Annotated in this window: 17 protein-coding genes; 12 read left to right on the top strand and 5 right to left on the bottom strand. The window is 38.1% G+C overall.

Annotated elements, in window-relative coordinates:
• Entirely contained in the window at positions 1–672 is a 672-nt protein-coding gene (rsmI, locus tag ACUTSE_RS04710; protein WP_002989126.1) for a 16S rRNA (cytidine(1402)-2'-O)-methyltransferase, read from the top strand.
• A gap of 40 nt (positions 673–712) precedes the next feature.
• Here the strand turns inward: rsmI and mtnN are convergent, their stop codons facing one another.
• Complete coding sequence (mtnN, locus tag ACUTSE_RS04705) at positions 713–1414, bottom strand: 5'-methylthioadenosine/S-adenosylhomocysteine nucleosidase (RefSeq protein WP_445639428.1); 702 nt, start codon at positions 1412–1414, stop codon at positions 713–715.
• A 219-nt stretch (positions 1415–1633) separates the two neighbouring features.
• Here mtnN and ACUTSE_RS04700 point away from each other — a divergent pair, with 219 nt between their 5' ends.
• The 4 genes from ACUTSE_RS04700 (at position 1634) to ACUTSE_RS04685 (ending at position 5712) form a co-directional block, all read left to right on the top strand.
• Positions 1634–2059, top strand: a complete 426-nt coding sequence (locus ACUTSE_RS04700; RefSeq protein WP_002989130.1) for an OsmC family protein — start codon at positions 1634–1636, stop codon at positions 2057–2059.
• The gene (recJ, locus tag ACUTSE_RS04695) at positions 2059–3759 is read left to right on the top strand and encodes a single-stranded-DNA-specific exonuclease RecJ (protein WP_445639427.1); all 1701 of its coding nucleotides are present in this window, start codon (positions 2059–2061) and stop codon (positions 3757–3759) included. Before ACUTSE_RS04700 ends, recJ begins: the two co-directional genes overlap by 1 nt.
• A gap of 37 nt (positions 3760–3796) precedes the next feature.
• Positions 3797–4786, top strand: coding sequence for an aspartate-semialdehyde dehydrogenase (locus ACUTSE_RS04690; RefSeq protein WP_115092235.1), 990 nt, complete (start codon positions 3797–3799; stop codon positions 4784–4786).
• Between the two features lie 266 nt (positions 4787–5052).
• Positions 5053–5712 (top strand): response regulator, encoded by a 660-nt coding sequence (locus ACUTSE_RS04685; protein ID WP_002989135.1) that lies wholly within the window; start codon positions 5053–5055, stop codon positions 5710–5712.
• Between the two features lie 35 nt (positions 5713–5747).
• Here the strand turns inward: ACUTSE_RS04685 and acnA are convergent, their stop codons facing one another.
• Positions 5748–8480 (bottom strand): aconitate hydratase AcnA, encoded by a 2733-nt coding sequence (gene acnA, locus ACUTSE_RS04680; protein WP_002989137.1) that lies wholly within the window; start codon positions 8478–8480, stop codon positions 5748–5750.
• Between the two features lie 161 nt (positions 8481–8641).
• Here acnA and ACUTSE_RS04675 point away from each other — a divergent pair, with 161 nt between their 5' ends.
• Complete coding sequence (locus tag ACUTSE_RS04675; protein WP_002989139.1) at positions 8642–10060, top strand: MBL fold metallo-hydrolase; 1419 nt, start codon at positions 8642–8644, stop codon at positions 10058–10060.
• A gap of 112 nt (positions 10061–10172) precedes the next feature.
• Here ACUTSE_RS04675 and ACUTSE_RS04670 read toward each other — a convergent pair whose 3' ends face one another.
• From ACUTSE_RS04670 to ACUTSE_RS04660, 3 genes are all read right to left on the bottom strand, one after another.
• Positions 10173–10781: an alpha-ketoglutarate-dependent dioxygenase AlkB family protein gene (locus tag ACUTSE_RS04670; RefSeq protein WP_115092239.1), complete on the bottom strand. Its 609-nt coding sequence runs from the start codon at positions 10779–10781 to the stop codon at positions 10173–10175.
• Complete coding sequence (locus ACUTSE_RS04665; RefSeq protein ID WP_445639426.1) at positions 10768–11643, bottom strand: methylated-DNA--[protein]-cysteine S-methyltransferase; 876 nt, start codon at positions 11641–11643, stop codon at positions 10768–10770. Before ACUTSE_RS04665 ends, ACUTSE_RS04670 begins: the two co-directional genes overlap by 14 nt.
• Before the next feature lie 438 nt (positions 11644–12081).
• Entirely contained in the window at positions 12082–13608 is a 1527-nt protein-coding gene (locus tag ACUTSE_RS04660) for a GNAT family N-acetyltransferase (protein ID WP_002989151.1), read from the bottom strand.
• A gap of 136 nt (positions 13609–13744) precedes the next feature.
• Between ACUTSE_RS04660 and ACUTSE_RS04655 the strand changes: the two genes are divergently transcribed.
• The 6 genes from ACUTSE_RS04655 to ACUTSE_RS04630 all read left to right on the top strand — a co-directional run bounded on the left by ACUTSE_RS04655 (position 13745) and on the right by ACUTSE_RS04630 (position 19873).
• Positions 13745–14068 (top strand): single-stranded DNA-binding protein, encoded by a 324-nt coding sequence (locus ACUTSE_RS04655; RefSeq protein ID WP_445639425.1) that lies wholly within the window; start codon positions 13745–13747, stop codon positions 14066–14068.
• 99 nt (positions 14069–14167) lie between these two features.
• Positions 14168–14869 (top strand): response regulator transcription factor, encoded by a 702-nt coding sequence (locus tag ACUTSE_RS04650; protein ID WP_002989156.1) that lies wholly within the window; start codon positions 14168–14170, stop codon positions 14867–14869.
• Positions 14859–16217, top strand: coding sequence for a sensor histidine kinase (locus tag ACUTSE_RS04645; protein WP_445639424.1), 1359 nt, complete (start codon positions 14859–14861; stop codon positions 16215–16217). Before ACUTSE_RS04650 ends, ACUTSE_RS04645 begins: the two co-directional genes overlap by 11 nt.
• A 228-nt stretch (positions 16218–16445) precedes the next feature.
• Positions 16446–17141 (top strand): MgtC/SapB family protein, encoded by a 696-nt coding sequence (locus tag ACUTSE_RS04640; RefSeq protein ID WP_002989162.1) that lies wholly within the window; start codon positions 16446–16448, stop codon positions 17139–17141.
• Between the two features lie 18 nt (positions 17142–17159).
• Positions 17160–18557 carry a magnesium transporter gene (gene mgtE / locus ACUTSE_RS04635; protein ID WP_002989165.1) on the top strand — a complete coding sequence of 466 codons (1398 nt, stop codon included), beginning with the start codon at positions 17160–17162 and terminating at the stop codon, positions 18555–18557.
• Between the two features lie 200 nt (positions 18558–18757).
• Entirely contained in the window at positions 18758–19873 is a 1116-nt protein-coding gene (locus ACUTSE_RS04630; RefSeq protein ID WP_445639423.1) for an efflux RND transporter periplasmic adaptor subunit, read from the top strand.
• Positions 19874–19892: the final 19 nt, after the last annotated feature.

Raw genomic sequence — 19892 nt, 5'->3', positions numbered from 1 at the left:
ATGGGAAAATTATATGTTGTACCAACACCGATTGGCAACTTAGAAGATATGACTTTTCGCGCCCTTAAGGTGTTGAAAGAAGTCGATTATATTTTAGCAGAAGATACAAGAAACAGTGGCAAACTGTTGAAACATTTTGAGGTAAACACACCGATGATGAGTCACCACATGCACAACGAACACAAAACCGTAGAAGGTTTAGTGCGACGCATGCAAACAGGAGAAACATTCGCCCTAATCTCTGATGCAGGAACACCTGCTATATCTGATCCAGGCTTTTTATTGACAAGAGCTTGTATCGAAAATCAAATTGAAGTCGAGTGTTTGCCAGGGGCAACTGCCTTTGTACCTGCCTTAGTGAATAGTGGTCTGCCGAATGATAAATTCGTATTTGAAGGTTTTTTACCAGATAAAAAAGGACGTCAAACCCGCTATCTACAATTAGCAGAAGAAACGAGAACAATGATCATCTACGTTTCACCACATAAATTAGTCAAAACATTAGGAGAATTTCAAACCTATTTTGGTGAAGATCGCGTGATTTCAGTTTCGAGAGAACTGTCTAAATTACACGAAGAAACCGTGAGAGGAACTGTTGTAGAAGTGCTTAAACACTTCGAAGAGAAACCACCTAAAGGAGAAATTGTTGTGGTAGTAGCAGGAAAAAAATAAAAAAAGGAGTTGTGTATCAAAACACAGCTCCTTTTATATTTTAGGATTGTCTTGAAATTTCTTGAAGTAATAATAAGGTAAGATCAACTGCAAGTTGAGAAGCTTTATCGCAATTGAGATCAAATTCGTCTATTCCTTGATGATCGACCGTATCCGTTATACTGCGAATAGCCAAAAAGGGAATTTGATTGACATAACATGTATGGGCAATACTGGCCGTTTCCATATCTACAGCTAAGGGAGCAAAATGATCTTCAATCTCCTTTCTATTTTGATGCGTAATAAAAGATTCTCCTGTTATAATCCTTCCAAAGTGAACATTTAGAAATGAATAGTGTTCCACGGTATTTCGCGCTAATGCTAAGAGCTTTTCATCGGCTTTAAAATAGACATCTTCCATCCAAGGATGAAAATCCGTTAAGATATCTTCGGCTACATCCCAATAAGCACTTTCTGTTGCAACAATCGTATCAAATAGTTGAATGTCATGTTGAATCCCACCTGCAGTACCTGCATTGATAATGGTGGTACAATTAAAATGATCCAGGAGTATTTGCGTACCTATAGCAGCATTTGTTTTACAAACGCCACAATATAAGGTAACAACCTCCAAATCATATAATGTACTACAATAGAAAGTCAGCATGGCTTTTTTGACAATCGTTGGCTGAACTAAAACAGAAAGCAAAGGTTCTAGTTCCTGGTCACCGGCGAAAATTATTCCTATTTTAGGTTTCATCATCTTTTATTTTTGTCCTTGTTTTTTAAAACCTTTAAATTAAAGAGAATTTGCAGATAGCATGCTATGAATCTTTGTTTTTGATAAAAAAAGTTTCAAAAAGTACATTTAGTAAGGAAATTTTTGAAGAAAATAACGATTTTAGATGTGTTAATTATTAACGTTTTAAAAGGATTAATCCTTGTTTTTTTTTGATACATTTGATAAAAACGAGAATATATCATGTCACATAAAGTTACAACTACTTGGTTAGAGAATATGCAATTTGAATCAACGAATCCAAGTGGAGGAACCATGCGAATTGATGCTGGCCCAGAAAATGGAGGAGATAATAAAGGTTTTAGACCTAAAGCCTTGATGTTATCTGCTTTGGCAGGATGTTCAGGATTAGACGTTGCCTCTTTAATCAAAAAAATGAGATTGGATGTTGCCGATTTTAAAATCGAAACAGAAGGATTATTAACCGATGAAGATCCAGCGGTTTACCATACCGTAATTGTCGATTATCACTTTTATGGGGATAATCTTGATGAAGCAAAATTGAAAAAAGCAGTTGATTTATCTGTAGAAAAATATTGTGGTGTAATGCATATGTTTACGCAATTTGCGAAAGTTGAAACGAATATTCATTACCATAAACAACAATAATGCGGTGGACTTTAAAAGAGGTAAAAGATCAAGAAAGTGTTAATCATCTGGTTCAAGTATTGGGAATTGATCCCGTTTTAGCGCAACTACTCGTTGACCGCGGAATCACAACCTATGAACAAGCAAAGAGTTTCTTTCGCCCTTCTTTGGATGAATTGCATGATCCTTATCTAATGAAAGATATGGATAAGGCAGTTAAACGCATTGAAGAAGCGATTGATAGAAACGAAAATATAATGGTTTTTGGCGATTATGATGTAGATGGAACTACAGCAGTAGCTTTGGTCTATTCCTATCTGCAATCGTATTATCCACAAGTGGATCGCTATATTCCAGACCGCTATAAAGAAGGATATGGGGTGTCCTATCAAGGGATTGATTATGCAGTCGATAATGATATAAAATTAATCATTGCGCTAGATTGTGGAATTAAATCCGTTGAACATGTTGCGTATGCCAAGCAAAAAGGCGTGGACTTTGTCATTGGGGATCACCACTTACCAGGGAATCAAATTCCCGATGCAGTAGCGGTACTCGATCCTAAGCGAAGCGATTGTTCTTATCCCTACGATGAATTATGTGGTTGTGGTGTTGGTTTTAAATTGGTGCAAGCTTTAGCAGCAAATCGAAATCAAACTATAGCAGATTTAATGCCTTATCTCGATCTTGTTGTTACGGCAATTGGAGCGGATATTGTACCCATTACAGGAGAAAATAGAATCCTAGCTTACTTCGGACTAGAAGTTTTAAATAGCAACCCAAGACCCGGAATAAAAGCGTTGCTCAATCTATACAAGCAAAGCAGTTATACGGTAAGCGATATCGTATTTAAAGTTGCACCGAAAATAAATGCAGCAGGAAGAATACAACACGGCAATTATGCAGTAGATTTACTGACGCGTTTCTCGATGAGAGAAGCGGAAGAAACTGCTGAAATGATTATTGCCTTTAATGAAGAAAGAAAAGTATTAGATCAAAATATAACAGAAGAAGCCAAAGATCAGATTATAGAAAATCGCGAGATTAACAACAAATCAACGGTGGTTTTCCATCAATCGTGGCATAAAGGAGTAATTGGTATCGTCGCTTCTCGCTTAATTGAAACGTATTACCGACCAACGGTCGTATTTACAGCAAGTGGTGATGTGTTAGCTGCTTCTGCGCGTTCAGTTAAGAATTTCGATTTATACGCTGCTTTAGAAGCGTGTTCTGATGAATTGATTCAATTTGGAGGACATATGTATGCCGCGGGAATGACGTGTAAGAAAGAAAATTACCTCAACTTCAAAGCAAAATTTGAAGCGATAGTGGCCGATACAATTCAAGAACGCGATCTAATACCCGAAGTTGAAATTGATGCGATATTGAATTTCGCTGAAATCACACCGAAGTTCTGTCGTATCTTGAAGCAATTTGAACCGTTTGGACCAGAGAATATGAGTCCTGTATTTCTGACCAAAAACGTGTACGATACAGGCTATGCAAGAGGGCTGGGAGCCAATCAAGACCACCTGAAGATGTACGTTAGACAGCGCGGACATCTAGATAAAGGATTTAGTGCTATAGGTTTTTCTTTTGGGAAGTACTTAGACGAGATTCAGAATCGCGCGTTTTTCGATTTAGTGTATTCCATCGAAGAAAATGAATGGAAAGGTGAGATTAGCAATCAGTTGCAAATTAAGGATATGCAATTAGTGTAAAAACAAAATAGAATAACTATAATTTTTATTATTTAAAATGAAAGTAGCAGTAGTAGGCGCTACCGGTATGGTAGGAGAGATTATGCTAAAAGTGTTAGCAGAACGCAATTTTCCAGTAACAGAATTAATACCTGTGGCTTCTGAGAAGTCAGTAGGGAATGAAATAGAGTTTAAGGGGAAGAAGTATACGATACAATCAATGGCCGAAGCTGTAAAGATGAAACCAGAAATTGCTTTGTTCTCTGCTGGTGGATCTATTTCTTTAGAATGGGCTCCTCAATTTGCCGCTGTGGGAACAACAGTGATTGATAATTCATCGGCTTGGAGAATGGACCCTACGAAGAAATTAGTAGTTCCTGAAATTAATGCTTCTAGTTTAACAAAAGAAGATAAAATCATTGCGAATCCCAATTGTTCAACCATTCAATTGGTGATGGCTTTGGCACCTTTAAATAAAAAATACAACGTGAAACGCGTTGTTGTTTCTACATACCAATCCATTACAGGGACTGGAGTTAAAGCGGTAAGACAATTGGAAAATGAATATACAGGAGAGGCTGGAGAAATGGCGTATCCTTATCCAATTCACCGCAATGCCTTACCACATTGTGATGTATTTGAAGACAATGGGTACACAAAAGAAGAAATGAAATTGGTGAATGAAACCAAGAAGATTTTAGAAGATGATACGGTATTAGTGACGGCAACTGCCGTGCGTATTCCAGTTGTAGGCGGACATAGTGAGGCGGTGAATGTTGCTTTTGAACAGGATTTTGCCATCGATGAGGTACGTCGTATTTTGCATGGAACACCTGGAATTGTAGTGCAAGATAATACAGATACGAATACGTATCCTATGCCACTTTATGCGCAAGGAAAAGATGACGTTTTTGTTGGACGCATTCGCCGTGATGAAACACAACCGAATACCTTAAACATGTGGATTGTATCGGATAACTTGAGAAAAGGGGCTGCTACAAATACCATCCAGATTGCAGAATATTTAGTAGCCAACGGGTTAGTATAAAAAATAAGACAACTTAGTTGTAGGCCAATTAGCTCGCTAATTGGCTTTTTTTATTCGTTTAATGAAGGTATTGTTGAAGTTGGTTATCCTTTTAGGATAAAAATGACCAAATGTGAACAACGGATAAAAAAGGAAGGGCGTTTTTTATTACATTAGCGGGGAATAGGCTTGAAGTCTATTTTGAACTTTTAATCTTTTTGGGGAATTGATTAAGGGCATACAGCACAGCGTTTCAAAACGCAAGTTAAGATAGTAAAGATTGTCGTATGAAAAGAATTTTGTTAGTAGATGATCATCCTCTGATTTTAGAAGGATATCGAATGGCATTGTTGAATCATGCTGAATTTGCTCAGGGTTTTATTTTTGAAAAAGCATTTGATTGTACCGAAGCAAAACAAAAAATTGACCAAGCAATTGCTCATAAAGAACCCTATGATCTCGCACTTGTGGACTTTTCATTACCCAAAGGAGAAGAATCAACATGGGAAGATGGAGGGGATATTATCCGCTACATTAAAAAAGAAATGCCTACGTGTAGAACCATTACCATCACTGGACACACGGAGATATTGACCATTTACGATATCGTAAAAAACATTAGACCTACAAGTATTATTGGCAAAAAGGAAATTACACCTCAAGTGTTAATTGACGTTGTTCACTTGGTTATCATGGGGCATGATTATCAAAGCCCATTGGTGAAAAAGTGCTTAGAAGAAATGGTTTGTAAGGAAGTGATGTATGACGATTACAATCGAGCCATTTTGCTGCTATTGGCCAAAGGACATAAGTTGATTGATTTAGAACATTATGTGCCTTTATCTGCACCTACAATTAAAAAGCGCTTGGCTAAAATGAAAGCGGCTTTTGGTGTGCCAGATTCAGCAACCCTCGTACAAGAAGCAATTAAACAAGGTTTTGTATAAAAAAAAGGCTGTTCCGAGGAACAGCCTTTTGCTATTTAGTGTTTCAAGAAATCCCTCAATACATATTGAAGAATTCCATCATTTTTATAGTATTCAATTTCAATAAGTGAATCAAATCGAGCTAAAGCTTGGAATTTAATCGTTTGGTTTGCTTCATTAACAGCAGTTACTTCTACTATTTTATGCGGTGTTAGATTTTCAGCTAATCCCGTAATAGTATAGGTCTCTTTCCCTGTTAATCCTAAGCTCTCTGCCGATTGATTAGGTAAGAACTGCAACGGAGCAATTCCCATTCCAATCAAGTTACTGCGGTGAATACGCTCAAAGCTTTCAGCAATAACCGCTTTGATTCCCAAGAGATAAGCCCCTTTTGCGGCCCAGTCACGAGAAGAACCACTACCATATTCTTTTCCAGCGAGTACAATAAGCGGTGTTTCCGTTTCTTTGTACTTCATTGCAGTATCATATACTGTCAAAGATTCATTTGTTGGTAAATAGGTACTATATCCTCCTTCGCGTTGTGCTACTTTATTCTTGATGCGAACGTTGGCAAATGTTCCTCTCATCATCACCTCGTGATTTCCACGTCTAGATCCATATGAGTTAAAGTCTTCGGGTTTCACTCCTTGGGACAATAAGTATTTTCCTGCTGCCGATTCTTCATTGAAAGAACCTGCAGGTGAAATATGATCCGTTGTTACAGAATCACCTAAGTAAAGCAACACTCGTGCTCCAGCGATATCTGTTAGAGGTTTAGGCTCTTTCGGAAGGTTTTCAAAGAATGGAGCATGACGAATATAAGTAGACGAAGGGTTCCATTCAAAACTTGCACCTTTCGGAGCATGAAGATTCTTCCAGTTTTCTTCCCCTTCAAAGATTTGATCGTACACTTCTTTAAAGTCTTCTCGTTTTAAGGAGTCGTTGATTACGGCTCTAATTTCTTCATGCGTTGGCCAAATATCTCTTAAATACACAGGTTCTCCATTTGGATCATAATCCAAAGGATCCGTTAGTAAGTTGATGTCCACACGTCCTACTAGGGCATAGGCAACCACAAGCATAGGCGACATCAAAAAGTTCATTTTCACTTGAGGATGAACCCTTGCTTCAAAGTTTCTATTTCCAGATAGTACAGAAGCTACAACTAAATCACCTTGGGTTACGGCTTCTGCAATAGGAGCAGGTAATGGTCCACTATTTCCAATACAAGACGTACAACCATATCCTACCGTATGGAAGCGCAAAGCTTCTAAATCTTCCGATAGACCTGAACGATCCAAGTAATGCGTAACTACTTTTGACCCTGGAGCCAAACTGGTTTTGACCCATGATTTTGTACGCAATCCACGTTGTATGGCTTTTCGAGCAACCAATCCAGCACCAATCATAACTTCCGGATTGGATGTATTGGTACAGCTGGTAATAGCTGCAAGCACAATACTACCGTCGCTTAATACATATTCTTTGTTTTTTTGTTTGATGCGAACCGCACGCATATTTTCTTTGACTACTTCAGTCGGTTCACTTGTCGGTTTCTCCGCCTGTTTGTAGACAAATTCAGTTCCAGAACCCCCTTCAGATAACCAAGCAGATTCACGTCTGTCTTTTACAGATACATAAGCGCGGTTGTATTCTTCTTCTAATAAGGTAGAGAAGGTTTGGTCTAATTCGCGTACTAAGATTTTATCTTGTGGACGTTTAGGACCCGATACCGTCGGTTCTAAAGTATTTAAATCCAATTCTACAACAGCAGAATAGGTGATGTCTTCTTTACCCGTACGCCATAAAAGATTTTCTTTACAGTATTCCTCTACTAATTGCACGTGGTCTTCCTCGCGATTCGTTTGACGCATATAATGCAACGTCTGATTGTCGATAGGGAAGTAGGTAACTGTACATCCAAATTCAGGAGACATATTCGAAATTGTCGCGCGATCCGTTACAGAAAGATGATCTAAACCATCTCCAAAAACTTCTACGAACTTACCTACAACTCCTTGTTTACGCAGTATTTTTGTAATGGATAGTACCATATCGGTAGCGGTGGCTCCTTCTGGTATTTTTCCAGTTAATTTAAGTCCTACAACCTCTGGACAAGTAAAGTAGATCGGTTGCCCCAACATAGCGGCTTCTGCCTCAATTCCTCCAACACCCCATGCAATTACTCCAATTCCATTGACCATCGGGGTATGAGAATCTGTTCCTACTAAAGTATCCGGGAATAACCAACCGTCTCTATTGATAACCCCTTTTGCAAGGTATTCTAAGTTCACTTGGTGGCAAATACCCATTCCTGGAGGAACAACAGTAAATCCTTTTAATTCTTGTTGCGCCCATTTCAGTAATTCATAACGCTCGGCATTGCGTTCATATTCTTTGGTTACATTTTCTTTATAAGCATAATCTGTTCCAAAATAATCCACTTGTACCGAGTGGTCAATCACTAAATCAACAGGAATAGCTGGAGTAATTTTCTCTCCATTCTTTCCTTGACGTACATATTCCGCACGTAAAGAAGCTAAATCCACTACACCAGGAACACCCGTAAAATCTTGCATCAATACACGCGCAGGTTTAAAAGGAATGTCTTTATCTGTAGGTTGAGGTTGCCAATTGACTAACGTATCGATATGCTCATCTGTAATGGCAAATCCGTCGTGATTTCGCAATACGTTCTCCAATAGAATACGAATTGAAAAAGGCAAACGATGAATGTCTTTGCCCTCATCTTGTAGCTTTTTAAGCGAAGCTATTTTGTAATTCTTCATAATTGTTAGTTTTTCCCAATTTACAAAAAAATAATGGATTACCTCCCGTAATATGGGGGATTTAATCTTAAAATAAATCTAAAATTGCTGAAGGATTCATGATAATTGTCATTTTTAAACCCCTGAGGATGAATTACTTTTACTTAACAAAATAGTGAACCATGAAAATCGAACAAATTTATACAGGATGTATAGCACATGCTGCCTACTATCTTTCTAGTCAAGGAGAAGCAGCTATTTTTGACCCTTTGCGCGATGTACAACCGTATATCGATCGAGCTACACAAGATAATGCTTCAATCAAGTATGTTTTTGAAACGCATTTTCACGCCGATTTTGTTAGTGGTCATTTGGACTTGATGCAAAAAACTGGAGCGCAAATTGTATTTGGCCCAACAGCATCCCCCAATTATGAGGCGATTATCGCAACAGATAATCAAGTTTTTCAAGTAGGAGGAGTAAAAATTCAAGTACTACATACACCTGGGCATACCATGGAAAGCAGTACGTATTTGATTTTTGATGAAGCAGGAGAACCTCATGCCATTATTACGGGAGATACGTTGTTTATTGGAGATGTAGGACGACCTGATTTGGTGCAGTTGGTCAAATCAGAACTAACGCAAGAAAAATTAGCAAGACATTTATATCAGTCGCTACGCCATAAAATTATGCCGTTACCCGATCATCTTATCGTCTATCCAAATCATGGAGCGGGAAGTGCATGTGGTAAAAATATGAGTAAGGAAACAACAGATACATTGGGCAATCAGAAGAAAACGAATTATGCGCTTCGCGCTGATATGTCGGAAGATGAGTTTGTGGATGAGGTATTGACTGGGTTGGCAACACCTCCACAATATTTTCCGAAAAATGTCTTGCTTAATATAGGGGGGTATGAGCAATTGGATGAAGTATTAGACCGCGCTTATAAACCATTGACCTTGGCTATGTTTGATGCGATGCTCGCCACAGGAGAAGTATTCCTTTTGGATACCCGATCACCTCAAGACTTTGCCTCAGGATTTATTCCCAAAAGTATCAATATCGGATTGAATGGTCCTTTTGCTGTATGGGTAGGAGAGTTGATTAAAAATATTCAACAGCCTCTTGTTTTAATTACCGATCCAGGAAAAGAAGAAGAAAGTATGATTCGCTTGTCTCGTGTGGGATATGACCATACAGTTGGATTCCTAGAAGGAGGGATCGATACTTGGAAAAAAGCCAATAGATCGTTACATCAGATTCCGCGTTTGGAAGCGCAGCAATTAGATGCTTATATCGAAAGCGAGAAACCTGTGCTTGTTGATGTTCGAAAAGAAAGCGAGTACGAGGCAGAACATTTGGTTCCTTCCGTTTTTGTTTCTTTGAATACATTGGAAGAAAAAATGAACACCTTAGATAAAGATAAAACACAAGTTGTGTATTGTGCAGGAGGATACCGCAGTATGATTGCGGCTTCCATGCTACGAGCACAAGGATTTTTAAAAGTAGTTGATGTTGTTGGAGGCTTTCAAGCAATCGCACCCGTAACAACTGTAGATAAGACGACTTTTGTATGTCCTACTTCCTTGTTATAAAGTAGTAATTCAGTTGTTTATACGTTCTTAAGATTCTCTTCAGTGGATCGTAAGAATAGTTATTATGTTTTTAGTTTAAGACAGCTCTCTCTGTGTTTGGGAGCTGTTTTTTTTATTTCTCAATGGTGCGGAACGTCAAGTTGACTCTTGGATGATGGACAACTTTCGTCGGAGGTAAGCGATGCAACCAAAACGTCTGTGTTTCATCTTTCATGACGAGCAGGTGTCCACTAGCTAAGGTAAATTCAACTTTTTCGGCTGTGGATTTGTGTTTGAATAGAAATTTTCGCGTCGCACCTAAACTCAAAGAAGCAATAGCTCCATTTTTCTTTAAATCCTTTTCTCCATCGCTGTGCCAAGCCATGCCTTCACTTCCATCGTGATACAGGTTTAACAAACAAGAGTTATACGTTTCTCCTGTGGCTTGTTCAATACGCGTTTTCAATTCCAATAATTCAGGTGTCCACGGTAAAGCAAGTTTGGTTACGTTAGAATAGGTGTAAGGGAAGGTTTGTGAACCATACCAAGCTACTTTGCGTTTTGTAATTACCTTTTTACCAAAGATAATGGCTTCATCATTTTTCCATTCAATATGGTGGAGTAAATGCTCAAAATAGAACGAAGCCTCTTCAGCCGTTAAAAGAAAGCCATAGAAGTGAACGGTCCCATCATAGGGCAAGTAATTGTGTTGTGTATCTTCCAAAGAATTAAATAAGTCCATCAGCTGTATTTTTTGATTCGTTATTTCCATATACTTGTGCGCCTTCCCAGCCTATAATAGCCGTTTTACGCGTCGCTCCCCACATATAGTTACCAAAGACACCCGAGGACTGAATAACGCGATGACACGGGATTAAAAAGGCTATTGGGTTGTTTCCAATTGCTGTGCCCACGGCTCTTGATGCTTTTGGATTATCTATCGCTTGTGCAATAGCTCCATAGGTAGTTAATTCGCCCATGGGAACTGCAAGTAAGCTTTGCCAAACTTTGAGCTGGAACTCCGTTCCTTTTAAATGCAGTTTGATCTGATTCAAGTCGGGTTTAGACTGTTGAAAGATTTTTAGCGCTTGTAGTTGTAACTGATCGGTTTGTGCTTGAAAGGTGGCTTGCGGAAATTTAGCTTTTAACTCTTGTAAGGCTACCGCTTCTGCTGTAACAAAGACGAGGTGACAAATGCCTTTTGCCGTTGAAGCAATTAAAATAGGACCAAAAAAACTAGAGGCGAAGCTGTAGTTAATCGTCAGTTGTTGCCCCCCATGCTGATACTCTGCCGGGGTCATTCCTTCGAGGGTAATAAACAAATCATGCAAACGACTGGTACTGGATAACCCTGTTTCAAAGGTGGCATCAAATAAGGTCACTTGTTGGTCCTTGAGTAGCCATTTTGCATATTCCAAACTCGTAAATTGTAAGAATTTCTTCGGACTAGTACCTGCCCATTCTGTAAATAAACGCTGAAAATGCGCCGGACTTAAATGCAAAGCATTTGCAACTTCATCTAAACGAGGTTGTCTTTTGAAATTCGTATGAATATATTCAATCGCTTCCGCAATACGAGTATAGTTTAAGGCTGCTTCTTTCATAGTGTACGGTTTACGGTTGACAGTGTACGATTTAGTTTTTAATTCATCTACTCACTTCCCAACTTTACTTCAAAACTAGGAACATAAGAGATCACTTAGGGAATTGAATAAGGTTCTTTCGAGTTTTCTTCAACACTTCTTGGACTTTCCTTGGAGATTCCTTCGACTTTCCTTCGACAAAAAGGTGTATTTTCCTAGTATTCTCCAAGCATTGTCCAAGGAATGTCCAACAAAACGACTATAAACCCTTTCCGAATGTGCTTCTAACCCTTTACTTTTTACATGCTGTCAACTAACAACAAATATCGCTAGGTTTTATCAGTTCTAAAATCCGAAACATGCTAATTTTTAGTGCAAAATGACGTACTAGATGACAGAACATTAAAAGAAAAAGCTTGAGGGTTACTCAAGCTTTTCTATAGGTTGAAGAAAAATAAATTATTTCTTTTTCTGTAAATCGTATAAATCTAGACGTCTATCTTTCATGATACGGACACTTCCGTGTTCGTGTAATTCTTTCAACAAGTCTAGGTTGACATCGACAATTAACGTCATCTCCGTATTTGGAGTTGCTTCTGCTTTGACTCCATTAGTAGGGAAGGCAAAATCAGAAGGCGTGAATACAGCAGCTTGTGCAAACTGGATGTCCATGTTATTTACTTTTGGTAAGTTACCCACACATCCTGCAATAGCTACATAACACTCATTTTCAATGGCACGAGCAGCAGCACAGTTGCGAACACGGGTATATCCGTTTTGTGTATCCGTTAAGAAAGGAACGAACAGAATCTCCATTCCGTCTTCGGCAAGTAAGCGTGGTAATTCAGGAAATTCGACATCATAACAAACGATAATTCCGATTTTTCCACAATCGGTATCGAAGGTTTGGATGGCTGAGCCCCCTTGCATTCCCCAATAGTGAACCTCATTTGGGGTAATGTGAATTTTTGAATACATTTCATACGTACCATCGCGTTTACAAAGGAAACCAACATTGTATAAGGTTCCATCAATGATATACGGCATACTACCAGAAATAATATTGATGTTGTATGAAATAGCATATTCTTGGAATCGCTTGCGGATTGGCGTGGTGTAACGAGCAAGCTCACGAATGGAATCAGCCTCCGATAAGTGGTTATACGCTGCCATTAAAGGTGCTGTAAACAGCTCCGGGAACATGGCAAAGTCACTTTCATAATCCGATACCGCATTGATGAAAAACTCCGCTTGATCAAAGAACTCTTCCAAATCATTAAAGGGACGCATTTGCCATTGAATTAGACCCAAGCGAACCACACTCTTTTTGGTATTGATAAGCTGTACCTCTTTTTCGTAGTAGATGTTATTCCACTCTAATAATACAGCATAATCTTTCGATTCTTTATCTCCATCCAGGTAATTGCGCATCAAGCGAACCATGTGGAAGTCATTCGACATTTGGAAGGACATCACTGGATCGTTAATTTCTTTCGCCTTCACTTTATCTAAATATTGTTTTGGCGTAAGTTCATTTGCATATTTCGCGTATTTCGGGATTCTTCCCGCAAATACGATTGATTTTAAGTTGAGTTGTTCACACAATTCTTTACGCGCATCGTATAAACGACGACCTAGGCGTAATCCTCTATATTTTGGGTGAATAAAAACGTCAATCCCGTATAAAATATTCCCTTTCGGGTTGTGTGTACTAAAAGAAGAATAACCCGTAATCTGATCGTAATTATGGGCGGACATGGCTTTCTTCTCATCAATGATAATAGAAAGCGCCGATCCTACAACAATATCATCCACCAAAACGACCAACTGTCCTTCTGGGAAAATACTCAGTAGGTTCTCTATCTCACTTTTATCCCAATAAGGGTCTTCCATACCCGTATAGGATTCAAGCATTGAATTTTTAAGCTCCAAATAATCGTCAAGTTGGAGGTTGCGAAGTTCAATCTTGTTAATTGTAGTATCCATGAATTTTTTATTGCAAATTACAAATAATACTTGTAATAAGTAAATATTTTAGAAGGTAAATGGGGATAACCCCTTGGGTTTGGTGTGTTTTTTGCTAAAAAATAATAAGAGATTATTTAATTTAAAAGAACATACTATGAGTTCACTACGAAACCGCGTTCAACTAATTGGACGAGCAGGACAAAATGCAGAAATTATCGTTTTTGGTTCAGATAAAAAACGAGCTACTTTTTCTATTGCTGTCAATGAGTTTTACTACAATGACAAAGGCGAAAAGGTTGAAAATGTACAATGGCATAATGTTGTCGCTTGGGGCAAACTAGCAGATATTGCTGAAAAATATGTCTTAAAAGGCAAAGAGGTGGCTATTGAAGGAAAGTTGGTGAATCGCTCCTATGAGGACAAGGAAAACAACAAGAGATACATCACTGAAATCGTCGTTTCGGAACTACTTTTTTAGCTGATGAAGAAAGGATTAAAAAGGAATTAGAGGTTGTTTTTACTGGATAAATAACCTCTTTTTTTGCAAAAAGACTTATCTTGCTCAAGATTAATTTAAATGGAAAATCTTTTGAGTCAAATATTAGTAATAGAAGACGATATTCGCGTTGCAGAATTGCTTCAACGCAGCTTGCAAGATCAGAACTTTGCTGTGGATGTGGCCTATGATGGCTATATGGGAAAGAAATTAGCCCTACAGAAAAAGTACCAATTGATTATTACCGATGTCATCCTGCCAAAGATTAATGGAATTGATTTGTGTAAGGAACTCAAACAAAGCTTGCCCAATACCCCAATCATTATGTTGACTGCTTTAGGAACAACCGATGATAAAGTGGAGGGATTTGATGCAGGTGCAGATGATTATTTGGTGAAACCTTTTGAATTACGCGAACTTTATGTCCGCATTCGCGCTTTATTGAAGCGCTTTGAAAATGCTACAGAAACCAGTAATCCAATTTTAAAATATGCCGATTTAGAGATTGATTTGAATCAGAAAAAATTCAAGCGGGCAGGACAAGAAATTCACCTGACCCCCAAAGAATTTAACCTGATGCAATTCATGATGGAAAACCCAGAGCGCGTCTTATCGCGAACGGAGATTTCTGAAAAAGTATGGGATACCCATTTTGATACAGGGACGAACTTTATTGATGTATACATCAATTATTTGAGAAAGAAGATTGAACTCGATGCGAATAACAAATTGATTCATACAAAATCAGGTATGGGTTTTATCTTGCAAAGCCATGAGAATTAAAACGAGACTGACACTGCTGTTTACCTTGTTGGTGGCCTCTATACTATTGGTTTTCGCCAGTGTTATTTATTGGTCTTCCTCCAAAAGCAGAGAAGTTGAGTTTTATGAAGAATTAGAAAAAGAGGCGATTACAAAAGCCAAACTCTTTTTAGAAGCGCAAGTAAAGCCAACAACCTTGCATAAAATTTACCTCAACAATAGTGAAATTATCAATGAGGTTGAGGTAGCCGTTTACGATTATAATTTCAACTTATTGTATCACGATGCAGAAGAGATTGATCGCGTAAAGGAAACCAAAGAAATGATCAAAAGCATCATTGATAAAGGAAGTTTACACTATACACAAGAAGATTGGCAAGTCATTGGAATGACGTATTCATTTAATGACCAAAACTATATCGTTACAGCTACAGCGTATGATGAATACGGTTACACCAAGTTGCAAAACTTATTTGTAACTATTGTAGTACTCGTGGTAATTTCGTTGTTAGTCATCTATTTTGTGGGGTTATTTTTCGCAGACAAAGTATTGCTACCCATCAAGAAGATGAATGATGAGGTGAATCAAATTACAGCTACAAATTTAGATTTGCGCATTAGCACAGAAAAAAATAAAGACGAACTAGGAGCTTTGGCTAATACATTTAATGAGATGCTGAATCGCCTAGAGAATTCTTTTGATTCTCAAAAGCAATTTGTGTCCAATATTTCGCATGAACTGCGAACGCCACTAGCAGCTATTATTGCAGAACTGGAATTAGCTCTAAGTAAAGAACAAAATCAAGCGTATTATATTCAGACGATTGAGAATGCCTTAAACGATTCACAAAAAATCGTGCGTTTATCCAATAGCTTATTAGACTTTGCGAAAGCAAGCTATGATCCAACGGAAATTGTGTTTAAATCAATTCGCGTGGATGAGGTGATTTTGGATGCTTGTCAGAAGTTGCAGAAAATGGATGCGTCGTATAAATTTAATTTTGTCATTGATGAATCGGTAACCAAGGAAGAAATGATGATGGTACATGCAAATCCTTATTTATTAGAGGTTGCCTTGGTTAATCTACTCGAAAATGCGTGTAAGTTTTCAGAACAGAAGGCTTGTACCATTCAAGTGAAATACGAAGATTATCACTTAGTCGTTCTGGTAATCGACAAGGGAATTGGTATAGCGGAGGAGGATTTAGAATCTATTTTTGTGCCTTTTTATCGCGGTAAAAACCAAAACTACAAAGAGGGAAATGGCATTGGTCTTCCCTTGACGAATAAAATTATCAAGCTACATAAAGGAACGTTGCATGTCGACTCTCAAGTAGGAGAAGGAACGACCTTTACGATTCAATTTTAACTTATCAAGCGCTTACTGTACAGTAGGCGCTTTCTTTTTCTAATAGAATTCTAATTTTTTTCTAAAGGCTTTCTAATAGCCGCCAAGCCTCATAACATCTACTTTTGTCCCATCAAAAAAAATAAATGATGGACACGGAATCCTTTCGAAGAAAAGAATGTTAACTGTCCTGCTGCTTGTTTATAACGGAGTTTGTATGCACGAAGTAGGAGCAAAAAAAATGAAGTTATGGCAATTACAGTATTTATTTTAAGATTATTACTTGCTTTTGTTTTAGGAGCGTTAATTGGTGCTGAGCGTCAAGTAAGACAAAAAAGTGCAGGATTGAGAACCAATACGTTGGTTTGTATTGGAGCAGCGGGATTTGTATTAATGTCGTATCAAATTGGAGGAACCGCTGTAGGGCGTGTAGCTTCTTATGTTGTAAGTGGAATTGGTTTTCTAGGAGCTGGAGTGATTATGAAGGATGGATTCAGCATCCGCGGTTTGAATACAGCAGCAACAATTTGGTGCTCAGCTTCAGTTGGCTCTATGTGTGGAGTAGGTTTATGGCAAGAGGCAATCGCAATGACTATTTTAATTGTAGGGGCTCACTTGTTATTACGTCCCATTGGGAATTTAATGAATAAGCTGTCTTTTGAAACAGAAAGCGATTCCGCCGAAGTATTCTACGAAATCATTGTAGGGTGTAAAGAGCAAGTAGAGAATGATATCCGAGTGATGGTGCTGAAGCACCTGAAAGCACAAAAAGAATTGCAAATGCGTTCGCTAAAAAGCTCAGATAATGGCAACCCTGCCTTTTCCTATCTCAAATTTGAGGTGTACTGTATCGGACGTAAGGATGATATTTTAGAACAGATTACACAAAAAGTGTCTTTAGAATTTGGTGTATCTGAAGTTTCCTGGGAGTTAATTACATACTAATCTTTAAAGAGAAATGGCATGAGAACAATGAAGTACGAACACAGTAGCTTACGCAAAATAGCACAAGATTTTCAAGGATTAGATCAAATGATGAAGATGCTTCCGGTATTGAAAAAGATGCCCATTATTGATGTGAGTGAGGCGCTTTCTTTGATGGAAACAAAAGAACTGTTTGTTATTTTACGCGAATTTCCACTAGAACATCAAGCTGAAATATTTGCAGCCTTTCCTTTGGTGAAACAACTTTCTGTTTTTCAGCAGTTGAGCATGAAGCGCTTTGCTCGATTATTTGAGCAAATGCCATCTGAAGATCGCGCTGATTTATTTCAAATTCTAACACAACAGGAACAAATTGATTTGTTGCCGTTTTTGACCAAGCAAGTACGAGAGAATGTATTGGCGTTGAGCTCTTATCCTGAAGATACGGCAGGTGGAATTATGAGTACGGATTTTGCTACGGTTGGTAAGGATATGACTTGTTTTGAGGCGATTCACAAGGTACGTCAAGATGCACCATCAAAGAAAACGATTTACTATATCTATGTGGTAAATGAAGACCAAACCCTATTGGGATTCATTACCCTAAAAGATCTCATTATAGCAGAACCACATCAATTGGTCCAAGAAGAACTACACCGCGATTTTGTTTTTGGCTATGTTGACGAAGAAAATGAAGAAGTTGCGGCTAAGATTGATAAATACGAATTAGTAGCCTTGCCTATTCTCAATCGCAAGAAACAGCTGGTGGGGATTGTAACCCATGATGATGCTTTAGATATTATTCAGGCAGAACACACCGAAGACATGCAAAAGTTTATGGGGGTAATGGGAAGTAGTGAGGATGCAGATTATGAGCAAACTTCTGTTTTCGATCACTTTAAAAAACGCGTGTTTTGGTTGGTAACTTTAGCTATTGTTGGTTTAGTATCGGGGTTAATCATTCACAATTTTGAAGGAGCTCTTGCGCAAATGGTCATTCTAGCCATCTATATGCCTATGGTAGCAGATGCAGGAGGAAACGCAGGAAGTCAGTCCGCAACGGTTGTTGTACGAGCAATTGCATTAGGGCAAATAACAGTAAAGTCCTGGATGCTTGTGCTGTGGAAAGAAATGAAAATCGGATTGATGTTAGCCTTGTGCTTGGGTGTGTTAGCCTTTAGTAAAGTGGTCCTGTTGAGTTGGGAAACAGAATCGCCAGAAGTATTTAGCCTGTGGATTATTGGCGGAGTGATTGCAGTGGCTTTGTTTTTACAAGTGATATTTTCTACTGTCATTGGGGCTGCCTTGCCGCTCCTTGTGAAGAAAATGGGAGCTGATCCAGCTGTAGTAGCGAGTCCAGCAATTCGAACCATAGTCAATATTCTAGGATTGTTAATCTATTTCGGATTAGCGGCTTACATCTTCGATTTACACTAATTAAAAGGTAGATAAACCATACTATAAAGATAAAAAGAATGAAAAAGTGGCGTTTTCGCTGTGATTTGACTCCCTATGGGTAATGGATAATTATTTTTATTGTTAAATAAACGTAATGTTTTATTTTTATGATAAAAAATATAGCGTAAAATTTCGTAAATTAAGAAAATATTATAAAGTTAAAATTTAAAACAATCATAATGGCAAAAAAAGTACAAATAGCAGGAGTTCTAGGCTTGAGTATCTTATTGAGTTTTTGCTCTGATAAAAAGGAACAAACCAGTGACGTTGCACCATACCAAGTGAATAATCAGGTCATTTCCTTAACAGAAAATTCAAACCTCAAAGGCAGAATTAAAGTGACAGAAGTAGAAGTAGAAGATTTTACTTTTGATTTAGTAACTGCAGGTTTAGTAAAAGCAATACCGAACCATTATGCGGAGATTGCCTCTCCTTTTTCGGGGAGAATTATCAAATCGTTTATCAAATTGGGTCAAAAAGTAAGTGTGAACCAACCCTTATTCGAAGTGTCTTCACCAGATTATTTCGAAGCACAAAAGGATTACTTTGATTCCAAACAAGAATACAAGCAAACGTCTTTGAATTTAAAAAGACAAGCAGACTTATTAGCGAACGGAGTTGGAGTTCGCCAAGAGTATGAAGAAGCTGAAACGGAAAACTCAATGGCAAAAGCTGCTTTTGACAATGCTACAGCCGCCATCAAAATATACAATGTACAACCGACCTCTTTGGTTTTAGGACAGCCGTTAATTGTGCGTTCTCCTATTGAAGGGGAAGTATTGGAAAACAATATTGTATTGGGGCAGTACATCAATGATGATGCAGATCCTGTAATTAAAATTGCTGCATTGAACAAAATTTGGATTGTAGGAAAAGTCAAAGAAAAAGACATCCAACATTTGACCAAGTTGAATAAAGTTCAAATTGAGTTATCTGCTTATCCAGGTGAACCTATCGAGGGAACCATTTACCATGTGAATGAAATTGTAGATGAAGAAACGAGAAGTATCGATGTGTTAATTGAAGTAAATAACAACGATCGCAAGTTAAAACCAGGCATGTATGTGAATGTACGTTTCATTGATCAACCGGAAAAAGTAATTTTAGTTCCTTCAAGAGCTGTATTACAGGGAGAAGACGATTCTTTCGTTTTTGTTGAAGTAGCACCAAACGAATACATCCGTAAAAATGTAGTCATCGGTGGAGTGTCAGGCAATCAGACCGTTATCTTATCTGGTTTAGAAAAAGGAGACAAAATCGTAAGCGAAGGAGGTATTTACTTACCACAACTGTAGTAATCCTATAAAACAGCAA

Source organism: Myroides sp. TSA_177.3 (assembly GCF_052691955.1).
The sequence above is the reverse complement of the archived record's forward strand: the minus strand, read 5'-3'. Positions and strand labels throughout refer to the sequence as shown.

Excerpts from the sequence above, each read along its gene's own strand:
- rsmI (WP_002989126.1), top strand. The coding sequence starts at position 1 with ATGGGAAAATTATATGTTGTACCAACACCGATTGGCAACTTAGAAGAT.
- mtnN (WP_445639428.1), bottom strand. The coding sequence starts at position 1,414 with ATGATGAAACCTAAAATAGGAATAATTTTCGCCGGTGACCAGGAACTA.
- ACUTSE_RS04700 (WP_002989130.1), top strand. The coding sequence starts at position 1,634 with ATGTCACATAAAGTTACAACTACTTGGTTAGAGAATATGCAATTTGAA.
- recJ (WP_445639427.1), top strand. The coding sequence starts at position 2,059 with ATGCGGTGGACTTTAAAAGAGGTAAAAGATCAAGAAAGTGTTAATCAT.
- ACUTSE_RS04690 (WP_115092235.1), top strand. The coding sequence starts at position 3,797 with ATGAAAGTAGCAGTAGTAGGCGCTACCGGTATGGTAGGAGAGATTATG.
- ACUTSE_RS04685 (WP_002989135.1), top strand. The coding sequence starts at position 5,053 with ATGAAAAGAATTTTGTTAGTAGATGATCATCCTCTGATTTTAGAAGGA.
- acnA (WP_002989137.1), bottom strand. The coding sequence starts at position 8,480 with ATGAAGAATTACAAAATAGCTTCGCTTAAAAAGCTACAAGATGAGGGC.
- ACUTSE_RS04675 (WP_002989139.1), top strand. The coding sequence starts at position 8,642 with ATGAAAATCGAACAAATTTATACAGGATGTATAGCACATGCTGCCTAC.
- ACUTSE_RS04670 (WP_115092239.1), bottom strand. The coding sequence starts at position 10,781 with ATGGACTTATTTAATTCTTTGGAAGATACACAACACAATTACTTGCCC.
- ACUTSE_RS04665 (WP_445639426.1), bottom strand. The coding sequence starts at position 11,643 with ATGAAAGAAGCAGCCTTAAACTATACTCGTATTGCGGAAGCGATTGAA.
- ACUTSE_RS04660 (WP_002989151.1), bottom strand. The coding sequence starts at position 13,608 with ATGGATACTACAATTAACAAGATTGAACTTCGCAACCTCCAACTTGAC.
- ACUTSE_RS04655 (WP_445639425.1), top strand. The coding sequence starts at position 13,745 with ATGAGTTCACTACGAAACCGCGTTCAACTAATTGGACGAGCAGGACAA.
- ACUTSE_RS04650 (WP_002989156.1), top strand. The coding sequence starts at position 14,168 with ATGGAAAATCTTTTGAGTCAAATATTAGTAATAGAAGACGATATTCGC.
- ACUTSE_RS04645 (WP_445639424.1), top strand. The coding sequence starts at position 14,859 with ATGAGAATTAAAACGAGACTGACACTGCTGTTTACCTTGTTGGTGGCC.
- ACUTSE_RS04640 (WP_002989162.1), top strand. The coding sequence starts at position 16,446 with ATGGCAATTACAGTATTTATTTTAAGATTATTACTTGCTTTTGTTTTA.
- mgtE (WP_002989165.1), top strand. The coding sequence starts at position 17,160 with ATGAGAACAATGAAGTACGAACACAGTAGCTTACGCAAAATAGCACAA.
- ACUTSE_RS04630 (WP_445639423.1), top strand. The coding sequence starts at position 18,758 with ATGGCAAAAAAAGTACAAATAGCAGGAGTTCTAGGCTTGAGTATCTTA.